Raw genomic sequence first — 21,284 nt, forward strand, 5'->3', positions numbered from 1 at the left:
AGGAGCCGGGAAGATGGATGACAGAGTGCTGCAGTTTTTTGAGCAGATGCCGGAGGCTTTGCCTCTGTATGTGAAGTTCGAGAAAGAGGTTCTCTCCCGGGTAGAGAACGTGCGCATCAAGGTGCAGAAGACTCAGATCACCTACACCAACAGACATGTCTTTGCCTGCGTCTCCTTCGCGAAGGTGAGAAAGGCGAAGGAGCGGCCGCCGGTCTATATTGTAATTACCTTTGGGCTGGCCTGTAAAAAGGAGTCGCCCCGCATCGACATCGCCACCGAGCCCTATCCCAACCGGTGGACCCACCATGTCCTTGTGTCCCGGGAGGAGGAGATTGATGAGGAGCTGCTCGGCTGGGTGGAGGAGGCGGCCGCCTTCTCAGCGGCGAAGTGACAGGAAAGATTTTTTGGACAGTGACAGGAAAGATTTTTTGGACGGAGTCTTGACAGATGGAAGAAAAACTATCATAATAGGCTCGTTGGGAAATGAATACGGAAATATGGCAAGGGAGCTGTGAGATGAGATCACAGCTCCCTTTTTGCTTCCGCATTTGTTTAGAATGGAACAGAGAAAGGATGGAGAGCTATCATGATGACAATATTCAGCCATTATCTCCCGGTCAATCTGATCTTCGGAGCCGGGAAGACCGAAGTACTGGGAGAGGAGGCCGCGAAATACGGGCGAAAGGCCATGATCGTGACGGGGAGAGGCAGCACAAAGAGATCCGGGCTCTTGGATCGGGCGAAAGCGCTGCTTGAAAAAGAGGGGATGGAGGTGACTGTCTTTGACGAGGCGGAGCCCAATCCCCTTGCATCTACCGCTATGCGAGGCGCCGCCATCGCCAGGGAGAAGGGCTGCGATGTGATCGTGGGTCTTGGAGGGGGAAGCATCATGGACTGCAGCAAGGCGGTGGCCTTTGCGGCCTGCAATGAGGGACCGATCTTCGACTATATCTATGGGGTGAAGAAAGGCGCCGGCGCGCTGCCTCTTGTCCTTGTGCCCACCACCTGCGGGACAGGCAGCGAGGGCAACTGCTTTGCCGTGCTCACAGAGGACGAGACAAGGGACAAAAAATCTTTGCGGGACAACGCGGTCATCGCCAGGGCGTCCATCGTTGACCCGGAGCTGATGACCACCATGCCGGCTCATGTCCTGGCGTCCGTTGGATTTGACGCCCTTTGCCACTGCATGGAGGCCTATATGAGTAAAATCTGTGACCCGATCACGGAGATCATGGCTCTGGAGGGCATCCGCCTCATCGGCGGAAATCTGGTGAAAATCTATGAGGAGAAGAAAAAAGGGCTCACAGACCCAGCTGCCATGGACATGGATGCCTGGAGCGCTGTCTGCCTGGCCAGCACATACGGCGGCATGGTCATTAACCAGGCCGGGGTGACTGCTCCCCACGGGCTGGAGCACCCGGCCAGCGGCATGCGCAACATCACCCACGGCAGGGGCCTGGCAGCCCTCACTCCGGTCATCTACAGGCGCACCGTAGAGGCGGCTCCGGAGACATTTGCCGTCATCTCAAAATGTCTGGGAGGCGCGGATGAGAAGGACTGCGTGGCTGTCATCGAGGCGCTCCTGGACAGCCTGGATCTGCGGACAACTCTCTCGGCGGAAGGCGTCCTTCCGGAGGACGTGGAGTGGATGACAAAGAACGCTTTCAAGGTCTCCGCGGCCGGACTCCAGAACCACCCCAAGGTGTTCACGGAGGAGGAAGTGGCCCAGATCTACCGGGAAGCGCTGTAAGGATAAAGCGGCCCGGAAAAGACAGCATAGATAAAGAAAGTATAGATAAGGCAGTATGGTTGAGTAATCCTCTCTGATGCAGTATAATACGGTGTCAGAGAGGAATTTTTTTGATTGCGGAAGGGGGGCAAGAGGAGAGGATGATCAGAAAATTTGAGGAGAGGGATCTGGAGACGGTCATGGGACTCTGGCTGGAGGGCAACCTGCAGGCCCACAGCTTTATTCCGGAGCGGTACTGGAAGGACAACCAGGAGCTTGTAAGAGACCTGCTGCCAGGCGCTGCCCTCTATGTGTACGAGGAGGAGGGAGCGGGCCGCCCGGACGGATTTATAGGTCTTAGCGGGGACTATATCGAGGGGATTTTTGTGCGGGACGAGAAGCGGTCAGCCGGTATCGGCGCCGCCCTCCTGGATTTCGCAAAGAAGAACCGCAGCGCTCTCACCCTCCGGGTATACCAGAAAAATGAGAGGGCCGTGAGGTTTTATCTGAGAAACGGGTTCCGCATCCGGCAGGAAGGGCTGGATGAGGGGACCGGAGAAAGAGAGTATGAGATGGAATGGAAAGGAGAGGGAAGATGATGAGAGATGTCCAAAAGACGATAGGAAATATGGCGGACAGGGCGGGAAACTGCTTTATAAGCTACATAGACAGTGAGGGATTTCCGGTGACAAAGGCCATGCTGAAGCCAAGGCAGAGGGAGGGCATCAGGATCTTCTGGTTTTCCACCAACACATCCTCCAACAAGGTGAAATGCTTCCGGGATAACCCGAAAGCCAGCATCTACTTTATGGACAGGCGCTATTTCAGGGGCGTCAGCCTGTCCGGCACAGTGGAGGTGCTGGAGGATCCGGAGGTGAAGGAGCGGCTCTGGCAGGAGGGAGACACGCTGTTCTACAAGGAGGGCGTGACAGACCCGGACTACTGCGTGCTTAAATTTACGGCGGAGAAGGGGCGCTATTACAGCAATATGAAGTCGGAGGATTTTGAGGTTTCAGATTGGCAAAGCAATACCGATTAGAATTTCTGGAAAGGAATCGTTGTAATGAGCGAATTTAAAGACTTTTTGAATGAAATTTTACAACAATTAAAAGAGGATGAATTTCGAAAAGAGTATGATGCATTACAGCCTGAATTTGACATTATTCGAGCGATTGTAGAAGCAAGAACATCACAAAATCTAACGCAAAAAGAATGAGCTGATGGCATGGGGATGGATTTAAAGCTTTCTTTTGTCACCAAAAAGCATATGTAAAAAGGGAAAAACAGCATTTACAAAAGATGAAAGGTTGTCCATCTGGTTGAGGACAACCTTTTTTGGCTCTCAAAACAGATCGCTGTGCGTGCCGATCCTTGAGAGTGTTAGGTATACCGGCAATTCGGAAAATGAATTATAAGTCTTATAACCAGCGGGATAAATCCTGCACAATATAAATGTAGAGTATAATATACATCTGGATACCAGCGGCGGCATCTGGTATAATAACATTTAAACTTACCAGACTACATGGAAGAAAGGCAGGCTAGAACAAATGAAGAGCAATCTGACAAGAGAGGAAGCGCTGGAGCTTCTGAGGACATATAACAAGGAACCCTTCCACATTCAGCACGGTCTGACAGTGGAGAAGGTGATGCGCTGGTACGCCCGGGAGCTGGGATACGGCGATGAGGAGGAGTACTGGGGGATCACAGGGCTTCTCCACGATATCGACTTTGAGCTCTACCCGGAGGAGCACTGCCAGAAGGCGCCGGAGCTTCTGCGAAAGGCCGGAGTGGGGGAGGATATGATCCACTCTGTGTGCTCCCACGGCTACGGCATCTGCTCGGACGAGGAGCCCTCCTGCGAGATGGAGAAGGTTCTCTTTGCGGCGGATGAGCTGACGGGACTGATCTGGGCGGCGGCCCTGATGCGCCCCTCAAAGAGTGTGTCGGACATGGAGGTGTCCAGCGTAAAAAAGAAGTTTAAAGACAAGCGGTTTGCTGCCGGCTGCTCCAGGGATATCATACGGAAAGGGGCGCAGATGCTCGGGTGGGAGCTGAATGAACTGTTTGAGAAGACGCTCCTGGCCATGAAGTCATGCGAGAAGGAGATACAGGAGGAGATGACAGCTATTAACGGAGAAGAGGAGTAATGAACAGAAACGAACAATACACAGAAGGCATTTCTTTTCTTGAGGAAGTTACGCAAAAGCTGAAAAACAGAATAGAGAAGCTGGATCAGTCCATTCTGGCCGGACAGAAAGATATTGAGAGTATGCACGACTACTACTGGGAAAACTACACGGAGATGGACCAGTATGGGTATGAGGACTATGATAACCAGCAGGCCCTCCTGAACCAGACCAACGCCAACAATGAGCTTCTCCTCAAGAGAAGACGGTTCCGGAGGATGCTGGACTCCCCCTTTTTCGGGAGAGTGGATTTTGTCTACGAGGGCGAGGACGAGGCGGAGATCTTCTACATTGGGATAGGAAACTTTGCCGAGGACACGGGCATGACCCCTCTCATCTACGACTGGAGGGCGCCGGTCAGCGGCCTTTTCTATGATTATGACAGGGGGCCTGCCTCCTACCAGGCGCCGGTCGGCGTCATGGAGGGCGAGATCACCGCGAAAAAGCAGTACAAGATCCGGAAGGGAAAGCTTATTTACGCCTTTGAGAGCGATACAAAGATAGACGACGAGATACTGAAGGCGGAGCTGGGAACAAACGGGGATGTGAGGCTGAAAAATATTGTCAGCACGATCCAGCGGGAGCAGAACGCTATTATCCGCAACACGGAGGATAAGATCCTGGCCATCCAGGGCGTGGCGGGGAGCGGCAAGACATCTGTGGCACTCCACCGGATCGCCTACCTTCTGTATCATGACAGGGACAATCTGAAATCATCGGACGTGCTGATCCTGTCGCCTAACAGCGTCTTTGCGGACTATATCTCCCACATCCTGCCGGAGCTGGGGGAGGAGCCGGTGCAGGAGATGAGCTTTGACCTGTTTGCCTACAAGGAGCTGAAGGGTACAGCCGCTGACTGCGAGGACCGGTGGCATCACCTGGAGCGGGTCATGAAGTTTCCGGATGAGGAGAGGGAGCGGATCTACAAAGAGAAGCAGTCGGAGGTGATGGCTGCCCAGATGGAGGGCTTTCTCGCCATTCTGGAGGACAGCCTGCTGGACTTTAAGGACATTGAGTTCAAGGGACTGAAGAAGACGGAAAATGAGCTCATCCAGCTGTTTTATTTTAAATTCCAGGACATTCCTCTCCTGAAGCGGATGGACGCAGTGATGGAATACTTTGTGGACGAGTTCGAGACCCTCAGGGACAGGGATCTCTCCGATGAGGAGAGGGAGTATGTCCAGGAAAAATTCGACCGCATGTATGTGACAAAGGACATCTACAGGATTTACAACTGGCTCATGGAGGACTGCGGCTATCCCCTCCTGGCGGACGTGCCCTGTGAAAAGAGAGTGCTGGAGTATGAGGACGTGTTCCCCATGCTGTATCTCAAATACAGGCTTCTTGGCAGAGGGGCCCACAGGCGGGTGAAGCATCTTGTCATAGACGAGATGCAGGACTATTCTTACATCCAGTACCTGATCCTGGCGGAGCTCTTCTCCTGCAGCATGACCATACTGGGGGACAAATTCCAGACTATGGACGACCATGTGCAGGATGTCCTTCCCTTTCTGCCGAAGGTGTTCGGGAGAAAGGTGAGGAAGATCGTCATGGACAAGAGCTACCGGAACACAGTGGAGATCGCCTCCTACGCGGCCCGGCTCAACGGAAGCCAGGTGCCCGGACTGCTGGAGAGACATGGAAAAGAGGTGGTGGAGGCATCCTTTGAGGATCTGGATCAGCTCCTCGCAGGTGTGGAGGACAATCTGCGCCTCCAGGGAGAGGACGGCTTTGAGACGGCCGCCGTGCTGGCCATGACTGAGGAGGAGGCATGGGAGATCAGCCAGCTTCTGAAAAAGAGGGGACTTTCCGTGTCCTACATTGACAGGGACAGCAGCTCCTTTAAGCCGGGGCTGACAGTGACTACCTTCTACCTGGCCAAGGGGCTGGAGTTTGATCAGGTGTTCACTGTGTGGGACAAAAAGAAGGAGAACCCTCTTCTTGGGCAGGCAAAGTATATCTGCGCCACCCGGGCTCTCCATGAACTCTATATGTTTGAAGAAGACAGCTCCTTTTGATAGATGCAGATGCCCACTGCCATGGTGACAAGCTCCGCGGCCGGGAAGGCCAGCCAGATGCCTGTGCTGCCCAGAAAGAGGGGCAGGATGTAGGCAAAGGCGATGACCAGGATGCACCCTCTCAGGAGGCAGAGGAGAAGGGAACGCCCTGCCTTTGCCACGGACTGGAAGTAGCAGATGAACACCATGTTGACTCCCAGAAACAGAAAGCCGGTAAAATAGATGCGCACGGCCGGGGCCGCCAGAGTCAGGATCTCCCGGCTCGGGTTCAGGAAAATGTAGGTGAAAAGGTTCGGCACGGCAAGCCCCAGGACCACAGGGATGGCGCAGATCACAAGGGAGGTGCGCAGGGACAGGGACTGTACCTTCTGTATACGCTCCACAAGGCCCGCCCCGTGGTTGATGGACAGGATGGGCTGGGCCGCCTGCTCGATGCCCTTGCACAGGCAGATCACTACCAGGGCTGTGTTGCTGATGATGCCGTATACCGTGACGCCTGTGTTGCCCAGATACCGGATGAGCTGCAGGTTGAAGAAGAAAATGGTGAACCCTGAGGCCGCCTCAATGACGAAGCTGGTAAAGCCGTTTGCAAAGATCCTGCCCATGAAGACCGGGCGAAAGCCCTTCAGGGTGAACCTGAGCTGATTTTTCTTTGTGAAAAAATGTGTGCACAGGATGAGCACCGTCAGCGTGGAGCCGGTGACAGTGGCCAGAGCGGCTCCCGCCATTCCCATATCCAGGGGAAAGACGAAGACAATGTCCAGGATAATGTTTGTCACGCCGCCTGCGATGACGCCGCACATGGCCAGCCTGGGCGCTCCGTCGTTCCGGATGAAGGTCTGGAGAAAGGCGGAGAAGAAGTAGGTGCCCATGCCCCAGATGATGTAGGGAATATAGTCCATGATGTAGGGCATAGTCTCCTCCGTGCCGCCCAGGAACAGGGCCAGGTCCTCCATAAAGGCCGTACACAGGACGAGGCAGACAAGGAACAGGACTATGTTCAGGAGCAGGGCAGCGGTAAAGCAGGCGTTCCCCTCCTCCCTTCGGCCCTTCCCGCGACAGATGGACATGAGGACAGACCCACCCACCCCGGACAGAAGGCCCAGGCCGAAAAATACATTGTAGATGGGGAGGGCGATGTTGAGGGCCGCGAGGGCTGTCTCCCCCAGCCGTTTTCCTATGATAATGGTGTCTGCCAGCACATAGATGGATGTGACCATGGTGCCGCAGATGGCCGGGACAAGGTAGTGAAAAAAGAGCTCCCGGACCGGTCTTGCTATAAATTCGTTTGTGTTCATGTTCAAATAACCTCTCTGTTTAAGAATGTCACCGAATAGTCTATCATATACATACTGAAATGGAAAGAACGGAGAAAAATTCCGAATATTACAGCAAAAACACACCGTTTATTGACAATATTTCCCTTCTGCTATAAGATGAATACAAATATCTTTATGAGGAGGAAGATTACGGGAAGACTCCTGTGCAGTCTGCTGGCCCTTGCGCTGGCCTTCTCCTCCGCGGGCTGCGGGGCCGGGGAAAAAGCCGACCGGGAGAGGGAGCAGGCCCGGGCGCAGGAGGAAAAGCGCCTGGAGGAGGAAGAGCGAAAGGCGGCCCGGGAGGCCGAAAGAGCGGCAGAGGAAGCGCAGGAGGCGGCAGAGCAGGAGCCCTATTATCTCTACGACAGCATGGAGGAGTATGTGGCCTCAGATCTGATGCAGAACATCCTGAACAGCACGCTTGAAGATATCAGGACGGATGAGATCGACTTTGCGCTCAAAGGCGAGGGCAACCGCCTGATCTACGAGTACACCTACACGACTCTGGCTATGACAGAGGAGATGAAGCCTCTGATGGAGCAGGCGATGGATCAGCAGGATGAGGCGTTTCAGTCTGTGGCGGACTCCCTGACGGATGTGGTGGGCGTGGAACAGCCCACAGTAGTGGTGCGGTATCTGGATATGAACGGGGCCCAGATCGCGGCACGGGAATACCCGGCCCGGCAGGACGCCCAGTGACAGCTGTGGAACCCGTTACAGGAAGACGCCCAGTGACAGCAGGCCGCGGCGCCCGGCGGCGATAAGACAAAATGACAAAAAGGAAGGATGACTGCCATGGATCAGGAACGAATAGAGAAGCAGTTCTCTTTTATCCGGGAGATAGACCGGGAAAAATTGATCGGGAGACAGACCTATCTGTCGGACGGAAAGAGAAAGGAGAATGACGCGGAGCACGCCTGGCACATGGCCGTCATGACAATCCTCCTCTCGGAGTACGCCAACGAGAGGATCGATGTGCTCAAAACAGTCACCATGCTTCTCATCCACGATATTGTGGAGATTGACGCGGGGGACACCTACGCCTACGATGAGGAGGCGAAAAAGACCCAGAAGGACAGGGAGCGGAAGGCCGCGGAGAGGATCTACGGGCTGCTGCCCTCTGACCAGGGGGAGAGGCTGAAGGCGCTGTGGGAGGAATTCGAGGCATGCGAGACGCCGGAGGCCAGGTTTGCCCGCTGTATGGACAACCTACAGCCCATGATGCTCAACGCCGCCACAGACGGAAAGGCCTGGGTGGAGCACCAGGTGGAGCTGTCTCAGATCCTGGGAAGGAACAGAAACACCCACGCCGGCTCGGAGGAGCTCTGGGAGTACGCAAGGAAAAACTGGATCGATCCCAATGTGGAAAAGGGACGCATACGGGAATAGTCATTTGCAAAAAATAAAAGATAGAACAGTAGTAGGAGGAAAAGGAAGATGGATATGACTGCAATGTTTAAACTGAGCTACGGGCTTTTTGTAGTGACCGCAAAGGAGGGGGAGAAGGACAACGGCTGCATCACCAACACAGCGGGGCAGGTAACAGACACGCCAAATCGGATCACGCTGACTGTGAACAAGGGAAACTACACTCATGATATGATCCTGCGCACCGGTGTGTTCAATGTGTCTATCCTGTCTGAGAAGGCGTCCTTTGACACCTTTAAGCATTTCGGCTTCCAGAGCGGAAGAGACGTGGACAAGTTCGCAGACTACGCTGCGGCAGAGCGCTCCGCCAACGGGCTGTACTACATCACAGAGGGGACCAACGCCTACCTTTCCGCAAAGGTGGTGGACACTATGGATCTGGGCACCCACACTCTGTTCCTGGCGGACGTGACAGACGGGGAGGTGCTGGATGGCGCGGCTTCAGCTACCTACGCTTACTACCACTCCAGTATCAAGCCCGCCCCTGCAAAGGAGAAGAAGACAGGCTGGAGATGTAAGATCTGCGGCTACATCTACGAGGGAGAGGAGCTGCCCGCTGACTTCATCTGTCCTGTCTGCAAGCACGGGGCAGCGGATTTTGAGAAGATCTGACCGGAGAGCGCATAGAGGAGAAATGCCCCGCATAGACTAGGTATAAAGCTATGTGGGGCATTTCGGCATGAAAAGAGAGCAAAAGGATGAGGATATGCTGCTTCGCAGCCGCATAGCGGATGCGGCGGGGGTGCCCAGGGAGCTGCTTTTGTCCCTTCCGGTCCTGACTGCCACGGGAAGGCAGGAGATTCGGGTGGAAAATTACCGGGGCATACAGGAGTACACCCAGGAGCTGATCCGTATCAACACGAGGAGCGGCCAGATCCGGCTGACCGGGAAGCGGCTGTCCATAGAGTATTACACGAACACAGAGATGAAGATCACCGGGCTGATCAGCAGTATTGAATATAAATGACAGATGGGAGGATGTGCAGTTGATCAGGTCCATGATCCGATATATAAAGGGATACCTTCTGATACGTGTGGAGGGATACTCGCCGGAGCGCTTCCTCAACGCCTGCAGCCATCGGGGGATCGCCCTGTGGGGCCTTCGGTCCGCCGGGGGAGCCTACGAGATGTACATGGCGCTGAAGGATTTCAGAAGAATTAAGGCGCTTGCGAGGAAGACAGGGACAAAGGTGAGGGTCAAGAGGCGGTATGGCCTTCCTTTTTTTTTACACAGATACCGCAAGCGGAAGCTCTTCTTCGCAGGCGCCTTTTTTGCGGCGGCTCTGGTGTACGTCCTCTCCCTCTTCATATGGGAGATCGATATCCGGGGCAATTCCAGGAGGACGGATGAAGCGCTCCTTGCGTTCCTGCGGGCTGAGGACATTCACTGCGGGATGACCGCGGGGAGCGTGGACTGCGAGGAGATCGCCCGCGACCTGCGGGCAGCCTACAGCGATATTGTGTGGGTCTCCGCCTCTGTGCAGGGGACAAAGCTGGTGATCCAGGTCAAGGAGAACAATCACCTGTCCGCAAAGACCCAGGGGAATCTGCAGGACGCGGGAGGGGCAGGGCAGGGGGAAGAGGGGACGGACCTGGCGGCGCAGGAGGACTGCACCATCCTGTCCATAGTCACCAGAAAGGGGACGCCCCTTGTCCATGAGGGGGATCAGGTGAAGAAGGGGGATATCCTCGTGAGCGGCAGGGTGGATCTGAAGGACGATGCGGGGGAGGTGACCGGGTACAGGTACTGTCAGGCCCAGGCGGACATTACAGGGGAATACCAGATGCCCTACGAGGACACTGTGGCAAGGGAGTACAAAGAGCGCACCTACGAGTACGACAAAGGGAATATCAGGATGCAGGAGGAGTATTTCCTTCAGGCCGGGAGCTGGACCTTTACCCTCGGATGGCTGAAAAACAGCTACCGGGAGTATGAGTACCATGTGGAGGAGAGACAGCTTATCCTGGGAGAAAATTTTTCCCTGCCCGTGTTCATTGGCAAGAGGACCGCAGTGCCCTGTCAGGTCGCCTCGGAGAGCTACACGGACAGCCAGCTTCAGCAGATCCTCAGCAGACGCTTTGAGCGGGCCTGCCGGGAGCTGAAAAAAAAGGGACTGGAAATTACAGAGAATGATGTTAAAATATACACAGAGCAAAATGCGGCCTGTGCCAGGGGTACACTGACTGTGAGGGGGCCTGTGGCGGGGGAAGTCCCCACCCGGATCCTGCCTGATCCCCAGGTGGCAGACCAGACAGAAAGGGAAGACCAGACGAATGGGAATGAATGAACTGACCATCGATATTCCGGCTGAATACCAGATGCATGTGTTCGGCCAGTTTGACAGCTTTGCAAAAAAGATAGAGCGCACTCTCCGGGTGACGCTGATCCCCCGGGGAGATACGGTGAAGATACTGGGAGAGGAGGGGCAGGCCAATAAGGCCAAAAGTGTTCTCATGCAGCTGACAGAGCTTGCAAGGAGGGGCAATGAGATCCGGGAACAGAACGTGGACTACACGCTCTCCCTCTCTATGGAGGACCAGGAGGACCGGGTGCTGGAGATTGACAAGGACATGATCTGCCACACCCTCCAGGGCAAGCCCATCAAGCCCAAGACCCTGGGCCAGAAAAAATATGTGGATGCCATCCGCCAGAAGATGATCGTCTTCGGGCTGGGGCCTGCGGGAACAGGAAAGACCTATCTGGCCATGGCCATGGCTATTACGGCATTTAAAAATAATGAGGTGGGCAGGATCATTCTGACCCGGCCGGCCATCGAGGCGGGAGAGAAGCTGGGCTTTCTGCCCGGTGACCTGCAGAGCAAGATCGACCCCTACCTGCGGCCGCTCTACGATGCCCTGTACCAGATCATGGGGGCGGAGAGCTTCCTGAAAAATTCAGAGAAGGGGCTCATCGAGGTGGCGCCTCTCGCCTACATGAGAGGACGGACCCTGGACAATGCCTTTATCATACTGGATGAGGCCCAGAACACCACGCCGGCCCAGATGAAGATGTTCCTGACCCGCATTGGCTTTGGCTCAAAGGTGGTCATCACCGGGGACGCCACTCAGAAGGATCTTCCCTCCGGACAGACGTCGGGGCTGGACGTGGCCGTCAATGTAGTGAAGAATATTGACGACATCAGCATCTGCCATCTGACCAGCAGGGACGTGGTGCGCCATCCCCTTGTACAGAGGATCGTCAAGGCCTACGAGGAGTATGAGTCAAAGGCGGAGTCAAAGAAAAACAGAGGAAGAGACAGAAGGAGAAAATAGATGTCACTGTATTTTGAGGAGGAGGGGGCACTGCAGCTGCCCCTTCCCTGTGAAGAACTGGCAAAGAGGGTTATCGATGCGGCCCTGGACTATGTGGGCTGCCCCTATGAGGCTCAGGTGAACCTGCTCCTTACCACAAATGAGCAGATCCATGAGATGAACCTGCAGTTCCGGGGGATTGACAGGCCCACGGACGTGCTCTCCTTCCCCATGGTGGAGTATGGGGAGCCGGGAAATTTTGATTTTCTGGAGGAGAGGGAGGACTGCTTTGACCCGGAGAGCGGGGAGCTTGTGCTGGGGGATATCGTGATCTCCAAAGACAAGGTGCTGGAGCAGGCGCAGGCCTACGGCCATTCGGCCGAAAGAGAATTTGCTTTCTTAATCGCCCATTCTGTGTTACACTTAACAGGATATGACCATATCGGGGAGGATGAGCGCCTCGTTATGGAAAAGAAGCAGAGGGAGATACTGGAACAACTCCAGATTTTACGATAAGAAAAGATATGGAGCAATATTATGTCTAAGAAAAAAGGAACCAATTTTCTGGCCCAGGGGACCATTCTGGCCGCCGCTGCCATGATCACAAAGGTGGTGGGGCTCGCCTACCGCATCCCCCTGACCAATATCATGGGCAGCGAGGGAAACGGCTACTACGGCGTCGTCTTCCAGGTGTACAGCCTGGCTCTGATGCTCACGTCCTACAGCCTTCCCATGGCGGTGTCCAAGCTGGTGTCAGCCAGGGTGGCTACAGGACAGTACAAGAACGCCTACCGGGTGTTCCAGGGGGCCATGGTGTTTGCCCTGGTGGCCGGGGGCGTGGTGACAGCCATCGTGTTCTTCGGCGCCGGCTTTATCTCCACAGATATACTGAAGATGGGCATGAGCGTCTACGCCCTGCGGGTGCTGGCGCCCTGTATCCTGATCGTAGCGTTCCTGGGAGTCCTGCGGGGGTTTTTCCAGGGCTACGGGACCATGATACCGACAGCGGTCTCCCAGGTCATTGAGCAGCTCATCAATGCCATTGTCAGCGTTGTGGGAGCCTACCTTCTGATGCAGACAGGGCGGGCCATGGCAAGCGGCGAGGACAAGGAGATGTACGGCGCTGCCTCTGCGGCTGCCGGCGGAACGCTGGGTACGGTCATCGGCGCGCTGACAGCGCTTCTCTTCCTGGTGTTTGTGTTTGCGGCCTACAAGACAAGGCTGAAAAGGCAGATGAGGCGGGACAGGACCAGACGGCTGGAGAGCCGGGGGCAGGTGTACAAGGTGCTGCTCTTTACCATCGCGCCTGTCATCCTGAGCGCCACAGTCTACAATATCAGCAACATTGTGGACCAGACCATGTTTTCCAATATCATGTCCGCTCAGGGGATGGCGGAGAGAGAGTACTCCTCCCTCCTGGGCATGCTGAACGGCCAGTATGACACTATGACCAACATCCCCCTAAGCGTGTCCAGCGCCCTGGCGTCATCCTTTATCCCCAGCCTGGTGGCCACCATCCAGACCGGGAACCGCAGGCAGATCCACAGCAAGATCAACATGGTGTCCCGATTCAACATGATGATCGCCATTCCCTGCGCAGCCGGTTTTATCGCTCTGGCAGGGCCCCTTCTGGATCTTTTGTACTTTACACAGGACAATGCCATCCCGGCTCTGATGCTGCGGATCGGCGGCATTTCCGTGGTATTCTTCTGTCTGTCCACAGTGACCAACGCGGCATTGCAGGGACTGGACGAGATGGGGAAGCCTGTGAAGAACGCGGCCATTTCCCTTGTGATCCACGTGGCTGCCCTGTTTATTATGCTTGTTGTCTTTAAGTGGGGGATCTACTCTATCCCGGTCAGCAAGATCATATTCGCGGCGTCCATCTGTATCCTGAACGCCCACGACCTGCGGGAGACCTGCGGGTACGTGCAGGAGCAGAAGCAGACCTTTGTGATCCCGGCCATCGCGGCTGTGATCATGAGTATCGTCTCTCTCCTTGTACACCTGCTCGGGGTGCTGTTCATCGGCGAGATGCCGGCCACAGTGCTGGCAGTGATCGCGGCTGTGGCCGTCTACGGCATCAGCCTGGTGGGGCTGGGAGGCATTACAGAGGAGGAGCTGCTTGCTGCCCCCAAGGGAGCCACCCTTGTCACCGTCTGCAGGAAGCTGCATCTGATCAGGGGCAGATACCGCTAGGCTGTGTATAAATTGTGGAAAATATGCCGATACTTTACTAAAAAAAGGAGTTGTCCTTATGAAGAAAAAGTTGAGTATCGGTTTTTTCACTGCCGCCCTGGCGGCCTTCATTGTGCTGGCCGCCGCTTATCATTTCACTTACGAGAGGGCGGTGGAGCGGGCCCGGGAAGAGGTGGCCCTCTCCGGGCAGGAGGAAGAGAAGACGGAGGAAGGGCAGAGCGGACAGGCCGTGACCACGGAGGGGGATGCGGTCAAGGGAGACGCTGCCACAGAGGACGCCTACTATCTGATGGAGGTCAACGGGTATGTGGTGGTATTCCTGAGCGACAAGAAGACAGCCTACGACTACACAAGCATTGAGGTGTCCTCCCTTCCCGCCACTTTGCAGAATGAGATCAAGAACGGAAAATACATCGAGAGCACGGAGCTCCTGTACAGCTTCCTTGAGAGCTACTCCAGCTAGGGACTATTCCCGCAGAAGAGCGGCTCCGGCTGAGAGCGATTTCGGTCAAAGGCTGCTTCAGACAGGGACGCGGGCCTTCGAATTCTAAGAACATACAGAGGAAGAAATCAGAGGAAAAAGAAATGGATGAAAAAAAGATAAAAAGAATCAACGAGCTCTACCACAAGTCCAAGGCGGAGGGGCTCACTGACGCGGAGAAGAAGGAGCAGCAGCTCCTGCGGCAGGAGTACATCGCGTCCGTGCGGGAGAACCTGCGGGGACAGCTCAACAATATTTCCATACAGGAAAAGGACGGTTCCATCACGGACCTGGGGAAAAAGTATGGACGGAAAAAAGGAAATTAGGCGGCGGCTCCTGGGACTGCGGGAGAAGCTGGATGGGCAGGAGTGGCAGGAGAGGACGCAGGCGGCCTTCCGGAGGGCCGTGTCCCATCCCTGGTTTCAGGCGGCGAAGACCATCTACTGCTATGTGGATTTCCGGGGAGAGACAGGGACGAGGGCTATTATGGAGAGGGCCTGGGAGCTGGGAAAGGCGGTGGCTGTCCCCAGGACCTGCGGGGAGGAGATGGACTTTTTCTACATCCGCTCCCTGGAGGAGACGGCCCCCGGTAATTTCGGCGTCAGGGAGCCGGACCCGGAGAGATGCAAGGTGGCGGATGGCCGGGACGGCCTGGTGATCCTTCCGGGCAGCGCCTTTGACCTGAGGGGTCACAGGATCGGCTATGGGAAGGGCTACTACGACAGGTATCTGGAGGCCCATCCGGGGCTTCTGACTATGGCCCTGGCCTTTGACTTTCAGGTGCTTGAGGAGATCCCCCACGAGCCGCACGACAGGCGGGCCCAGGTGATCGTCACCGACAGGCGGACTGTGGAGGTCAGATAAAAGAGGCGGGTAAGAGAGCGGACAGACTGTACAGAAATATGATTGTGAAAAAGGAGATGCAGGACAAATGATGAGGAAACTTCCGGGAGACCCGGTGCTGATGCTGGGCGTGGTGAACACAAAGCTGAGAGATTTCTACAGAGATCTGGATGACCTCTGCGATGACATGCAGGTGGACAAGGCGGAGATCACCAAAACCCTGAAGGGGATTGACTACGAATACGACAGAGCCAGAAATCAGTTTATATAGTTTATAAATAAGGATGTGATAGAAGGATGCCTGCGAGGCATCCTTTATTTCATGCTTTTGAAGCCGTCCAGGCACTCGTTGTATAGAAATTCTTTTAACTCTTCAGCTCTTGTGTCATCCTCATAGTAGGAGACGAGCAGGGTGAAGAACTTCTCCAGCCGATCCTGGGAGACGGACAATACGCCGCAGCCGTGCTGGATAAGGAGCTTGTTGGCCGCAAGCATGGCAATCCGCTTGTTGCCGTCATAGAAAAGCTGGCTTTTTGTCAGATACAGCATAAGGTCCAGCGCCCTCTCAGTCCACTCTCTGTCAGAGGACAGGATGCTGCTGATAGCTTCTTCTACCTTATTTTGGACAGGGACAGAAGATGTCCTCCCGATGATCAGGTGAAGCTTCTTTATAGAGTCCAGATCCAGCGGGGCGTCTATGGTGCCAAATACCATCTGCCAGCCATGCTTGAGCTGGACAATGCTGTTGATATCATCTATGCTTTTCCCCTGAACGCTGATGCCCTCGACAATTGTCTGTGTCTCAGGAAACGTCACGCCGATACCTTCCAGGTTAGCGGACTTCCAGATGTAATCAACGAGATTTCTCTTTGCCCAGAAGACGTTCTCTTCCTGGGTCATGGAATATTTCTTTTCGAACATATCCGTATTTCCTCCATAAAAAAATATACCGGATGCAGGGGGAGAAAGCAACTGCCAAATTCCCGGGTAGCACTTTTTTTCAAAAACATAGTACATATTTGTGTAAAATAAACAAAAACGGTTCGCTCCAGACGGATTTCCTGTTGCCTGCGAATGGGCGGCATGCTATAATTCTTAGGCGGTACAATGATTTTCATGAGGTGAACAGATAAATGATAGAAAAAGAAAAATGGGAGAGGACATTCAGGGAACCTCTGGATGAACCGCCTGCTCATGAGCCGGAGCGGCAGTACTACTTTATGGAGAAGGCCAGAAAGTACATACAGGAGGCGTCAGCCCGAGCAGGACGTCCCCTCACCTTCCACGTCACCACCTTTGGCTGTCAGATGAACGCCAGGGACTCGGAGAAGCTGGAGGGCATTTTGAAGAAGGTGGGCTACGTGGAGGAGCCGGAGGAGGAGAAGGCAGATTTTGTCATCTACAACACCTGCACTGTGCGGGAGAACGCCAACCAGAGGGTGTACGGACGCCTGGGACAGCTTGGACACGCGAAAAAGTCCAACCCTCACATGATGATCGCCCTTTGCGGCTGCATGATGCAGGAGCCCCAGGTGGTGGAAAAGCTGAAGAAAAGCTACCACTTTGTGGACATCATCTTCGGCACCCACAACATCTACAAGTTCGCGGAGCTGATCGCGGCCCGGATGGAGTCGGGCCGGATGATCATCGACATCTGGAAGGACACGGACAAGATCGTGGAGGATCTGCCTGTGGCCAGGAAATATCCCTTTAAGTCCGGCGTCAATATCATGTTCGGCTGCAACAACTTTTGCAGCTACTGCATCGTCCCTTATGTCCGGGGGCGGGAGAGGAGCCGTGACCCGAAAGCCATCATCCGGGAGGTGGAACGCCTGGCGGCGGACGGCGTGGTGGAGATCATGCTCCTTGGACAGAACGTGAACTCCTACGGGAAGACGCTGGAGCACCCTATGACCTTTGCTCAGCTCCTTGAGGAGGTGGAGAAGGTGGATGGCATCGAGAGGATCCGCTTTATGACCTCCCACCCGAAGGATCTCTCCGACGAGCTCATAGAGGTGATGGGAAGATCGAAGAAGATCTGCCGTCATCTCCATCTCCCGGTGCAGTCCGGGAGCAGCCGGATCCTGGAGAAGATGAACCGCCGGTACACGAAGGAGCAGTACCTGGCGCTGGTGGAGAAAATACGGGCCGCCGTTCCGGACATCTCCCTCACCACGGACATCATTGTGGGCTTCCCCGGGGAGACGGAGGAGGATTTCCAGGAGACGCTGGATGTGGTGAGAAGGGTGCGGTACGACAGCGCCTTTACCTTTATCTACTCAAAGCGGACAGGCACTCCCGCCGCGGCCATGGAGGACCAGGTTCCCCAGGAGGTGGTGAAGGACCGGTTTGACCGGCTTCTTAAGGAAGTGCAGGAGATCGCCGGTGAGGTGTGCGCCGTTCACCAGGGCACTGTCCAGGAGGTGCTGGTGGAGTCGGTGAACGACCATGACCCGTCCCTTATGACCGGACGGATGAGCAACAATCTCCTTGTCCATTTCCCGGGCGGGGAGGATCTCACAGGAAAGCTGGTGCAGGTGCGCCTGGACGAGTGCAGAGGATTTTACTATCTTGGCCATATGGTGTAAAATGCCAGCTGTGACCATTTATATTTTGCGGCAGAAACGCTCACACTATATAGGAGACTATACAGTGAGGGCGTTTTTTATGAGAGAATACAGAAAGAAAATTTGTGAATATCTGCTGCTGTGGTTCGTGGGAGGGTGTCTCTACTACGGCTTTGAGGTGGTGTTCCGGGGCTTCTCCCACTGGAGCATGTTTGTCCTGGGAGGCATCTGTATGTGCTTCTGCGCCTGGCAGGGGAGCGTGCGCCAGTGGCAGGATCCGCTGTGGGTGCAGCTTCTCCGGTGCATGGTCTTTATCACCTCCTGCGAATTTATCACCGGGATCATCGTCAACAAGTGGATGGGCTGGCATGTGTGGGACTACACGGGGATGCCCTTGCAGCTCTTCGGACAGATCTGCGTGCCCTTCATGCTCCTCTTTTCCTGCCTCAGCGTGGTGGGGATCTATCTGGGAGGGAACATCCTGTGGAAGGTATTTGGCGAGAAAAAACCGCATTTTTTCCTGATTTAATTTGACGGGAAAATGTGCTATACTTAACTATGTATGCCTGCGGGCGTGCACACAAAAGACAAGAACAGCAAAGGAGAACTTACATGGCTGAATTAACTCCGATGATGCAGCAGTATGTGGAGACGAAGAAGCAATATAGCGACTGCATCCTTTTCTATAGATTGGGAGATTTTTATGAGATGTTTTTCGATGACGCCCTCACCGCGTCCCGGGAGCTGGAGATCACTCTGACAGGGAAGAACTGCGGCCTGGAGGAGCGGGCGCCCATGTGCGGCGTGCCCTACCACGCGGTGGACAGCTACCTGAGCCGTCTGGTGGCCAAGGGCTACAAGGTGGCCATCTGCGAGCAGATGGAGGACCCGGCCACGGCCAAGGGACTGGTCAAAAGAGAGGTGGTGCGTATCGTCACCCCGGGGACCACGGTGGATCCCCAGGCCCTGGACGAGACGAAAAACAATTATATCATGTGTGTGGCCTATATTGGGGACACCTACGGCGTCTCCGTGGCGGACGTGACCACGGGAGAGTATTTTGTGACAGAGATCGGGGACAGCGGTATGCTCTTTGACGAGATCACCCACCTGATGCCCTCGGAGCTGATCTGCAATGAGGCCTTCTACATGAGCGGCATGGATCTGGACGACCTGAAGGGGCGTCTGGGGATTACTGTCTACGCCCTGGACGCCTGGTATTTTGACGATGCCATCTGCCGCCGGACCCTGGAGGAGCACTTTAAGGTGAGCTCTATGGAGAGCCTGGGCATCGGGGACTTTGACTGCGGCGTCATCGGCGCCGGAGCCCTCCTCGTCTACCTGAAGGAGACCCAGAAGACGGATCTTGTCCAGCTCTCCCATCTGACCCGGTACGTGACGGGAAAGTACATGGTGCTGGACAGCTCCACAAGGCGAAATCTGGAGCTTAGCGAGACGCTGCGGGAAAAGCAGAAGAGGGGCTCCCTTCTTTGGGTGCTGGACAAGACAAAGACCGCCATGGGAGCCAGGATGCTGCGCAAGCAGCTGGAACAGCCCCTCATAGACAAGAAGCAGATTGAGAGGCGGCTGGACGCGGTGGAGGAGCTCCTGGACAACGCCATCTGCCGGGAGGAGATGCGGGAGTACCTGACTCCTGTCTACGATTTGGAGCGGCTTTTGAGCAAGATCACCTACAAGTCCGCCAACCCAAGGGATCTGACTGCCTTTTACAGCTCCCTGTCCATGCTGCCCCACATCCGGTGCATCATGGAGGATCTGCGCTCTCCCCTTCTGAAGGAGATACTGGGGGAGATGGACGCTCTGGAGGACATCTGCGACCTGATCGGGAGGGCCATCTGTGAGGATCCTCCCCTTGCCATGAAGGAGGGCGGCATCATTCGCGAGGGCTACAGCGAGGAGGTGGACCGCCTGCGAAACGCCAAGACCGAGGGGAAGGACTGGCTGGCGAAGCTGGAGGAGGAAGAGCGGGAGAAGACAGGCATCAAGAACCTGCGGATTAAATACAACAAGGTCTTCGGCTACTATCTGGAGGTGACCAATTCCTTTAAAAATCTGGTGCCGGATTACTATACAAGAAAGCAGACGCTGGCCAACGCGGAGCGCTACATCACGCCCCGCCTCAAGGAGCTGGAGGACACCATCCTGGGGGCGGAGGACAAGCTGTACGCCCTGGAGTATGAGCTGTACTGCGAAGTCCGGGACACCATAGGAAAAGAAGTGGTGCGCATCCAGAACACGGCGAAGGCGGTGGCCCAGCTTGACATGCTGGCCTCCCTGGCCGTGGTGGCGGAGCGGAACCGGTATGTGAGGCCGAAGATCAATGAGAAGGGTGTCATCAACATCAAGGACGGACGCCACCCGGTGGTGGAGCAGATGATCCCAAACGACATGTTCATTGCCAACGATACATATCTGGATGACAAGAAGGACCGGATCTCCATCATCACCGGGCCCAACATGGCGGGAAAATCCACCTACATGCGCCAGACCGCCCTCATCGTGCTGATGGCCCAGGTGGGCTCCTTCGTGCCTGCGTCCAGCGTGGATATCGGTATCGTGGACAGGATCTTCACGAGGGTGGGAGCTTCTGACGACCTGGCATCCGGGCAGAGCACCTTTATGGTGGAGATGACGGAGGTGGCCAATATCCTGCGGAACGCCACCCGCCACAGCCTTCTCATTCTGGATGAGATCGGGCGGGGCACCAGTACCTTCGACGGCCTGAGCATCGCCTGGGCGGTGGTGGAGCATATCAGCAACACCAAGCTTTTGGGCGCCAAGACCCTCTTTGCCACCCATTATCACGAGCTGACAGAGCTGGAGGGCAAGATAGACAATGTCCACAACTACTGTATCGCGGTGAAGGAAAAGGGGGACGATATTGTGTTCCTGCGCAAGATCGTCAAAGGCGGCGCGGACCGCAGCTACGGTATCCAGGTGGCCAAGCTGGCCGGCGTGCCGGACCCAGTCATCGAGCGTGCCAAGGAGATCGCGGAGGAGCTGTCCTACGCGGACATCACCACAAGGGTGAAGGATATCGCGTCAGGCGGCAGAGAGACAAAGAAAAAGGCGAAGAAGTACGACGAGGTGGATATGGCCCAGATGTCCCTCTTCGACACGGTCAGGGACGACGATGTGCTGGAGGAGATCAAAAATCTGGACGTCAGCCATCTCACGCCCATTGACGCCTTGAACACGCTGTACCAGCTTCAGAATAAATTGAAAAACAGGTGGTAAT

General features: G+C 55.3%; 24 protein-coding genes. 22 read left to right on the forward strand and 2 right to left on the reverse strand.

Annotated features, from left to right (window positions below; translation table 11 throughout):
* The first annotated feature begins 13 nt into the window (after positions 1-13).
* The 7 genes from NI21_RS0103560 to NI21_RS0103585 all read left to right on the forward strand — a co-directional run bounded on the left by NI21_RS0103560 (position 14) and on the right by NI21_RS0103585 (position 5,936).
* A complete protein-coding gene (locus tag NI21_RS0103560) occupies positions 14-391 on the forward strand; it encodes a DUF5655 domain-containing protein (RefSeq protein ID WP_033124873.1) in 378 nt (125 codons plus the stop codon).
* A 198-nt stretch (positions 392-589) separates the two neighbouring features.
* Positions 590-1,750: an iron-containing alcohol dehydrogenase gene (locus tag NI21_RS0103565; RefSeq protein ID WP_033124929.1), complete on the forward strand. Its 1,161-nt coding sequence runs from the start codon at positions 590-592 to the stop codon at positions 1,748-1,750.
* A gap of 140 nt (positions 1,751-1,890) precedes the next feature.
* A complete protein-coding gene (locus tag NI21_RS0103570) occupies positions 1,891-2,328 on the forward strand; it encodes a GNAT family N-acetyltransferase (RefSeq protein ID WP_033124874.1) in 438 nt (145 codons plus the stop codon).
* Positions 2,328-2,768, forward strand: a complete 441-nt coding sequence (locus tag NI21_RS0103575) for a pyridoxamine 5'-phosphate oxidase family protein (protein WP_033124930.1) — start codon at positions 2,328-2,330, stop codon at positions 2,766-2,768. The genes NI21_RS0103570 and NI21_RS0103575 overlap by 1 nt, the downstream gene beginning before the upstream one ends.
* A gap of 24 nt (positions 2,769-2,792) precedes the next feature.
* Positions 2,793-2,945: a hypothetical protein gene (locus tag NI21_RS16275; RefSeq protein ID WP_369792762.1), complete on the forward strand. Its 153-nt coding sequence runs from the start codon at positions 2,793-2,795 to the stop codon at positions 2,943-2,945.
* Positions 2,946-3,279: 334 nt separating this feature from the next.
* Positions 3,280-3,879 (forward strand): HD domain-containing protein, encoded by a 600-nt coding sequence (locus tag NI21_RS0103580; RefSeq protein ID WP_033124875.1) that lies wholly within the window; start codon positions 3,280-3,282, stop codon positions 3,877-3,879.
* Positions 3,879-5,936 (forward strand): UvrD-helicase domain-containing protein, encoded by a 2,058-nt coding sequence (locus tag NI21_RS0103585; RefSeq protein ID WP_033124876.1) that lies wholly within the window; start codon positions 3,879-3,881, stop codon positions 5,934-5,936. Before NI21_RS0103580 ends, NI21_RS0103585 begins: the two co-directional genes overlap by 1 nt.
* Here the strand turns inward: NI21_RS0103585 and NI21_RS0103590 are convergent.
* Positions 5,906-7,234: an MATE family efflux transporter gene (locus NI21_RS0103590; protein ID WP_033124877.1), complete on the reverse strand. Its 1,329-nt coding sequence runs from the start codon at positions 7,232-7,234 to the stop codon at positions 5,906-5,908. The two genes, NI21_RS0103585 and NI21_RS0103590, sit on opposite strands and share 31 nt — an antisense overlap.
* A 156-nt stretch (positions 7,235-7,390) precedes the next feature.
* On the opposite strand from NI21_RS0103590, the gene NI21_RS0103595 reads away from it, so the two are divergent.
* The 12 genes from NI21_RS0103595 (at position 7,391) to NI21_RS0103650 (ending at position 15,729) form a co-directional block, all read left to right on the forward strand.
* Positions 7,391-7,954 (forward strand): DUF4854 domain-containing protein, encoded by a 564-nt coding sequence (locus NI21_RS0103595; protein WP_138303044.1) that lies wholly within the window; start codon positions 7,391-7,393, stop codon positions 7,952-7,954.
* A gap of 96 nt (positions 7,955-8,050) precedes the next feature.
* On the forward strand, positions 8,051-8,644 hold the full coding sequence (locus NI21_RS0103600; protein WP_033124879.1) for an HD domain-containing protein: 594 nt from the start codon (positions 8,051-8,053) through the stop codon (positions 8,642-8,644).
* A gap of 48 nt (positions 8,645-8,692) precedes the next feature.
* Entirely contained in the window at positions 8,693-9,295 is a 603-nt protein-coding gene (locus NI21_RS0103605) for a flavin reductase (protein WP_033124880.1), read from the forward strand.
* Positions 9,296-9,362: 67 nt separating this feature from the next.
* On the forward strand, positions 9,363-9,650 hold the full coding sequence (locus NI21_RS0103610; protein ID WP_052083894.1) for a YabP/YqfC family sporulation protein: 288 nt from the start codon (positions 9,363-9,365) through the stop codon (positions 9,648-9,650).
* A gap of 13 nt (positions 9,651-9,663) precedes the next feature.
* Positions 9,664-10,971 carry a sporulation protein YqfD gene (locus tag NI21_RS0103615; RefSeq protein ID WP_242842806.1) on the forward strand — a complete coding sequence of 436 codons (1,308 nt, stop codon included), beginning with the start codon at positions 9,664-9,666 and terminating at the stop codon, positions 10,969-10,971.
* A complete protein-coding gene (locus NI21_RS0103620; RefSeq protein ID WP_033124881.1) occupies positions 10,958-11,956 on the forward strand; it encodes a PhoH family protein in 999 nt (332 codons plus the stop codon). Before NI21_RS0103615 ends, NI21_RS0103620 begins: the two co-directional genes overlap by 14 nt.
* Positions 11,957-12,451, forward strand: coding sequence for an rRNA maturation RNase YbeY (gene ybeY / locus NI21_RS0103625; protein WP_033124882.1), 495 nt, complete (start codon positions 11,957-11,959; stop codon positions 12,449-12,451). It begins immediately after the preceding gene.
* A 21-nt stretch (positions 12,452-12,472) separates the two neighbouring features.
* Positions 12,473-14,134 carry a polysaccharide biosynthesis protein gene (locus NI21_RS0103630; protein WP_033124883.1) on the forward strand — a complete coding sequence of 554 codons (1,662 nt, stop codon included), beginning with the start codon at positions 12,473-12,475 and terminating at the stop codon, positions 14,132-14,134.
* Between the two features lie 58 nt (positions 14,135-14,192).
* The gene (locus tag NI21_RS0103635) at positions 14,193-14,597 is read left to right on the forward strand and encodes a hypothetical protein (RefSeq protein WP_033124884.1); all 405 of its coding nucleotides are present in this window, start codon (positions 14,193-14,195) and stop codon (positions 14,595-14,597) included.
* A gap of 122 nt (positions 14,598-14,719) precedes the next feature.
* Positions 14,720-14,941: a DUF896 domain-containing protein gene (locus tag NI21_RS0103640; RefSeq protein ID WP_033124885.1), complete on the forward strand. Its 222-nt coding sequence runs from the start codon at positions 14,720-14,722 to the stop codon at positions 14,939-14,941.
* Positions 14,919-15,479: a 5-formyltetrahydrofolate cyclo-ligase gene (locus tag NI21_RS0103645; protein ID WP_033124886.1), complete on the forward strand. Its 561-nt coding sequence runs from the start codon at positions 14,919-14,921 to the stop codon at positions 15,477-15,479. Before NI21_RS0103640 ends, NI21_RS0103645 begins: the two co-directional genes overlap by 23 nt.
* 67 nt (positions 15,480-15,546) lie before the next feature.
* A complete protein-coding gene (locus tag NI21_RS0103650) occupies positions 15,547-15,729 on the forward strand; it encodes a DUF4250 domain-containing protein (RefSeq protein ID WP_033124887.1) in 183 nt (60 codons plus the stop codon).
* A gap of 44 nt (positions 15,730-15,773) precedes the next feature.
* Here the strand turns inward: NI21_RS0103650 and NI21_RS0103655 are convergent, their stop codons facing one another.
* Entirely contained in the window at positions 15,774-16,379 is a 606-nt protein-coding gene (locus tag NI21_RS0103655) for a Fic family protein (RefSeq protein ID WP_033124888.1), read from the reverse strand.
* A 212-nt stretch (positions 16,380-16,591) separates the two neighbouring features.
* On the opposite strand from NI21_RS0103655, the gene miaB reads away from it, so the two are divergent.
* The 3 genes from miaB to mutS all read left to right on the forward strand — a co-directional run bounded on the left by miaB (position 16,592) and on the right by mutS (position 21,283).
* A complete protein-coding gene (gene miaB / locus NI21_RS0103660) occupies positions 16,592-18,046 on the forward strand; it encodes a tRNA (N6-isopentenyl adenosine(37)-C2)-methylthiotransferase MiaB (RefSeq protein ID WP_033124889.1) in 1,455 nt (484 codons plus the stop codon).
* 79 nt (positions 18,047-18,125) lie between these two features.
* Positions 18,126-18,554 carry a hypothetical protein gene (locus NI21_RS0103665; RefSeq protein ID WP_033124933.1) on the forward strand — a complete coding sequence of 143 codons (429 nt, stop codon included), beginning with the start codon at positions 18,126-18,128 and terminating at the stop codon, positions 18,552-18,554.
* An 83-nt stretch (positions 18,555-18,637) separates the two neighbouring features.
* Complete coding sequence (gene mutS, locus NI21_RS0103670) at positions 18,638-21,283, forward strand: DNA mismatch repair protein MutS (RefSeq protein ID WP_242842807.1); 2,646 nt, start codon at positions 18,638-18,640, stop codon at positions 21,281-21,283.
* Position 21,284: the final 1 nt, after the last annotated feature.

The organism is Eubacterium sp. ER2 (assembly GCF_000765215.1).
GTDB classification, from domain to species: domain Bacteria; phylum Bacillota; class Clostridia; order Lachnospirales; family Lachnospiraceae; genus Claveliimonas; species Claveliimonas intestinigallinarum.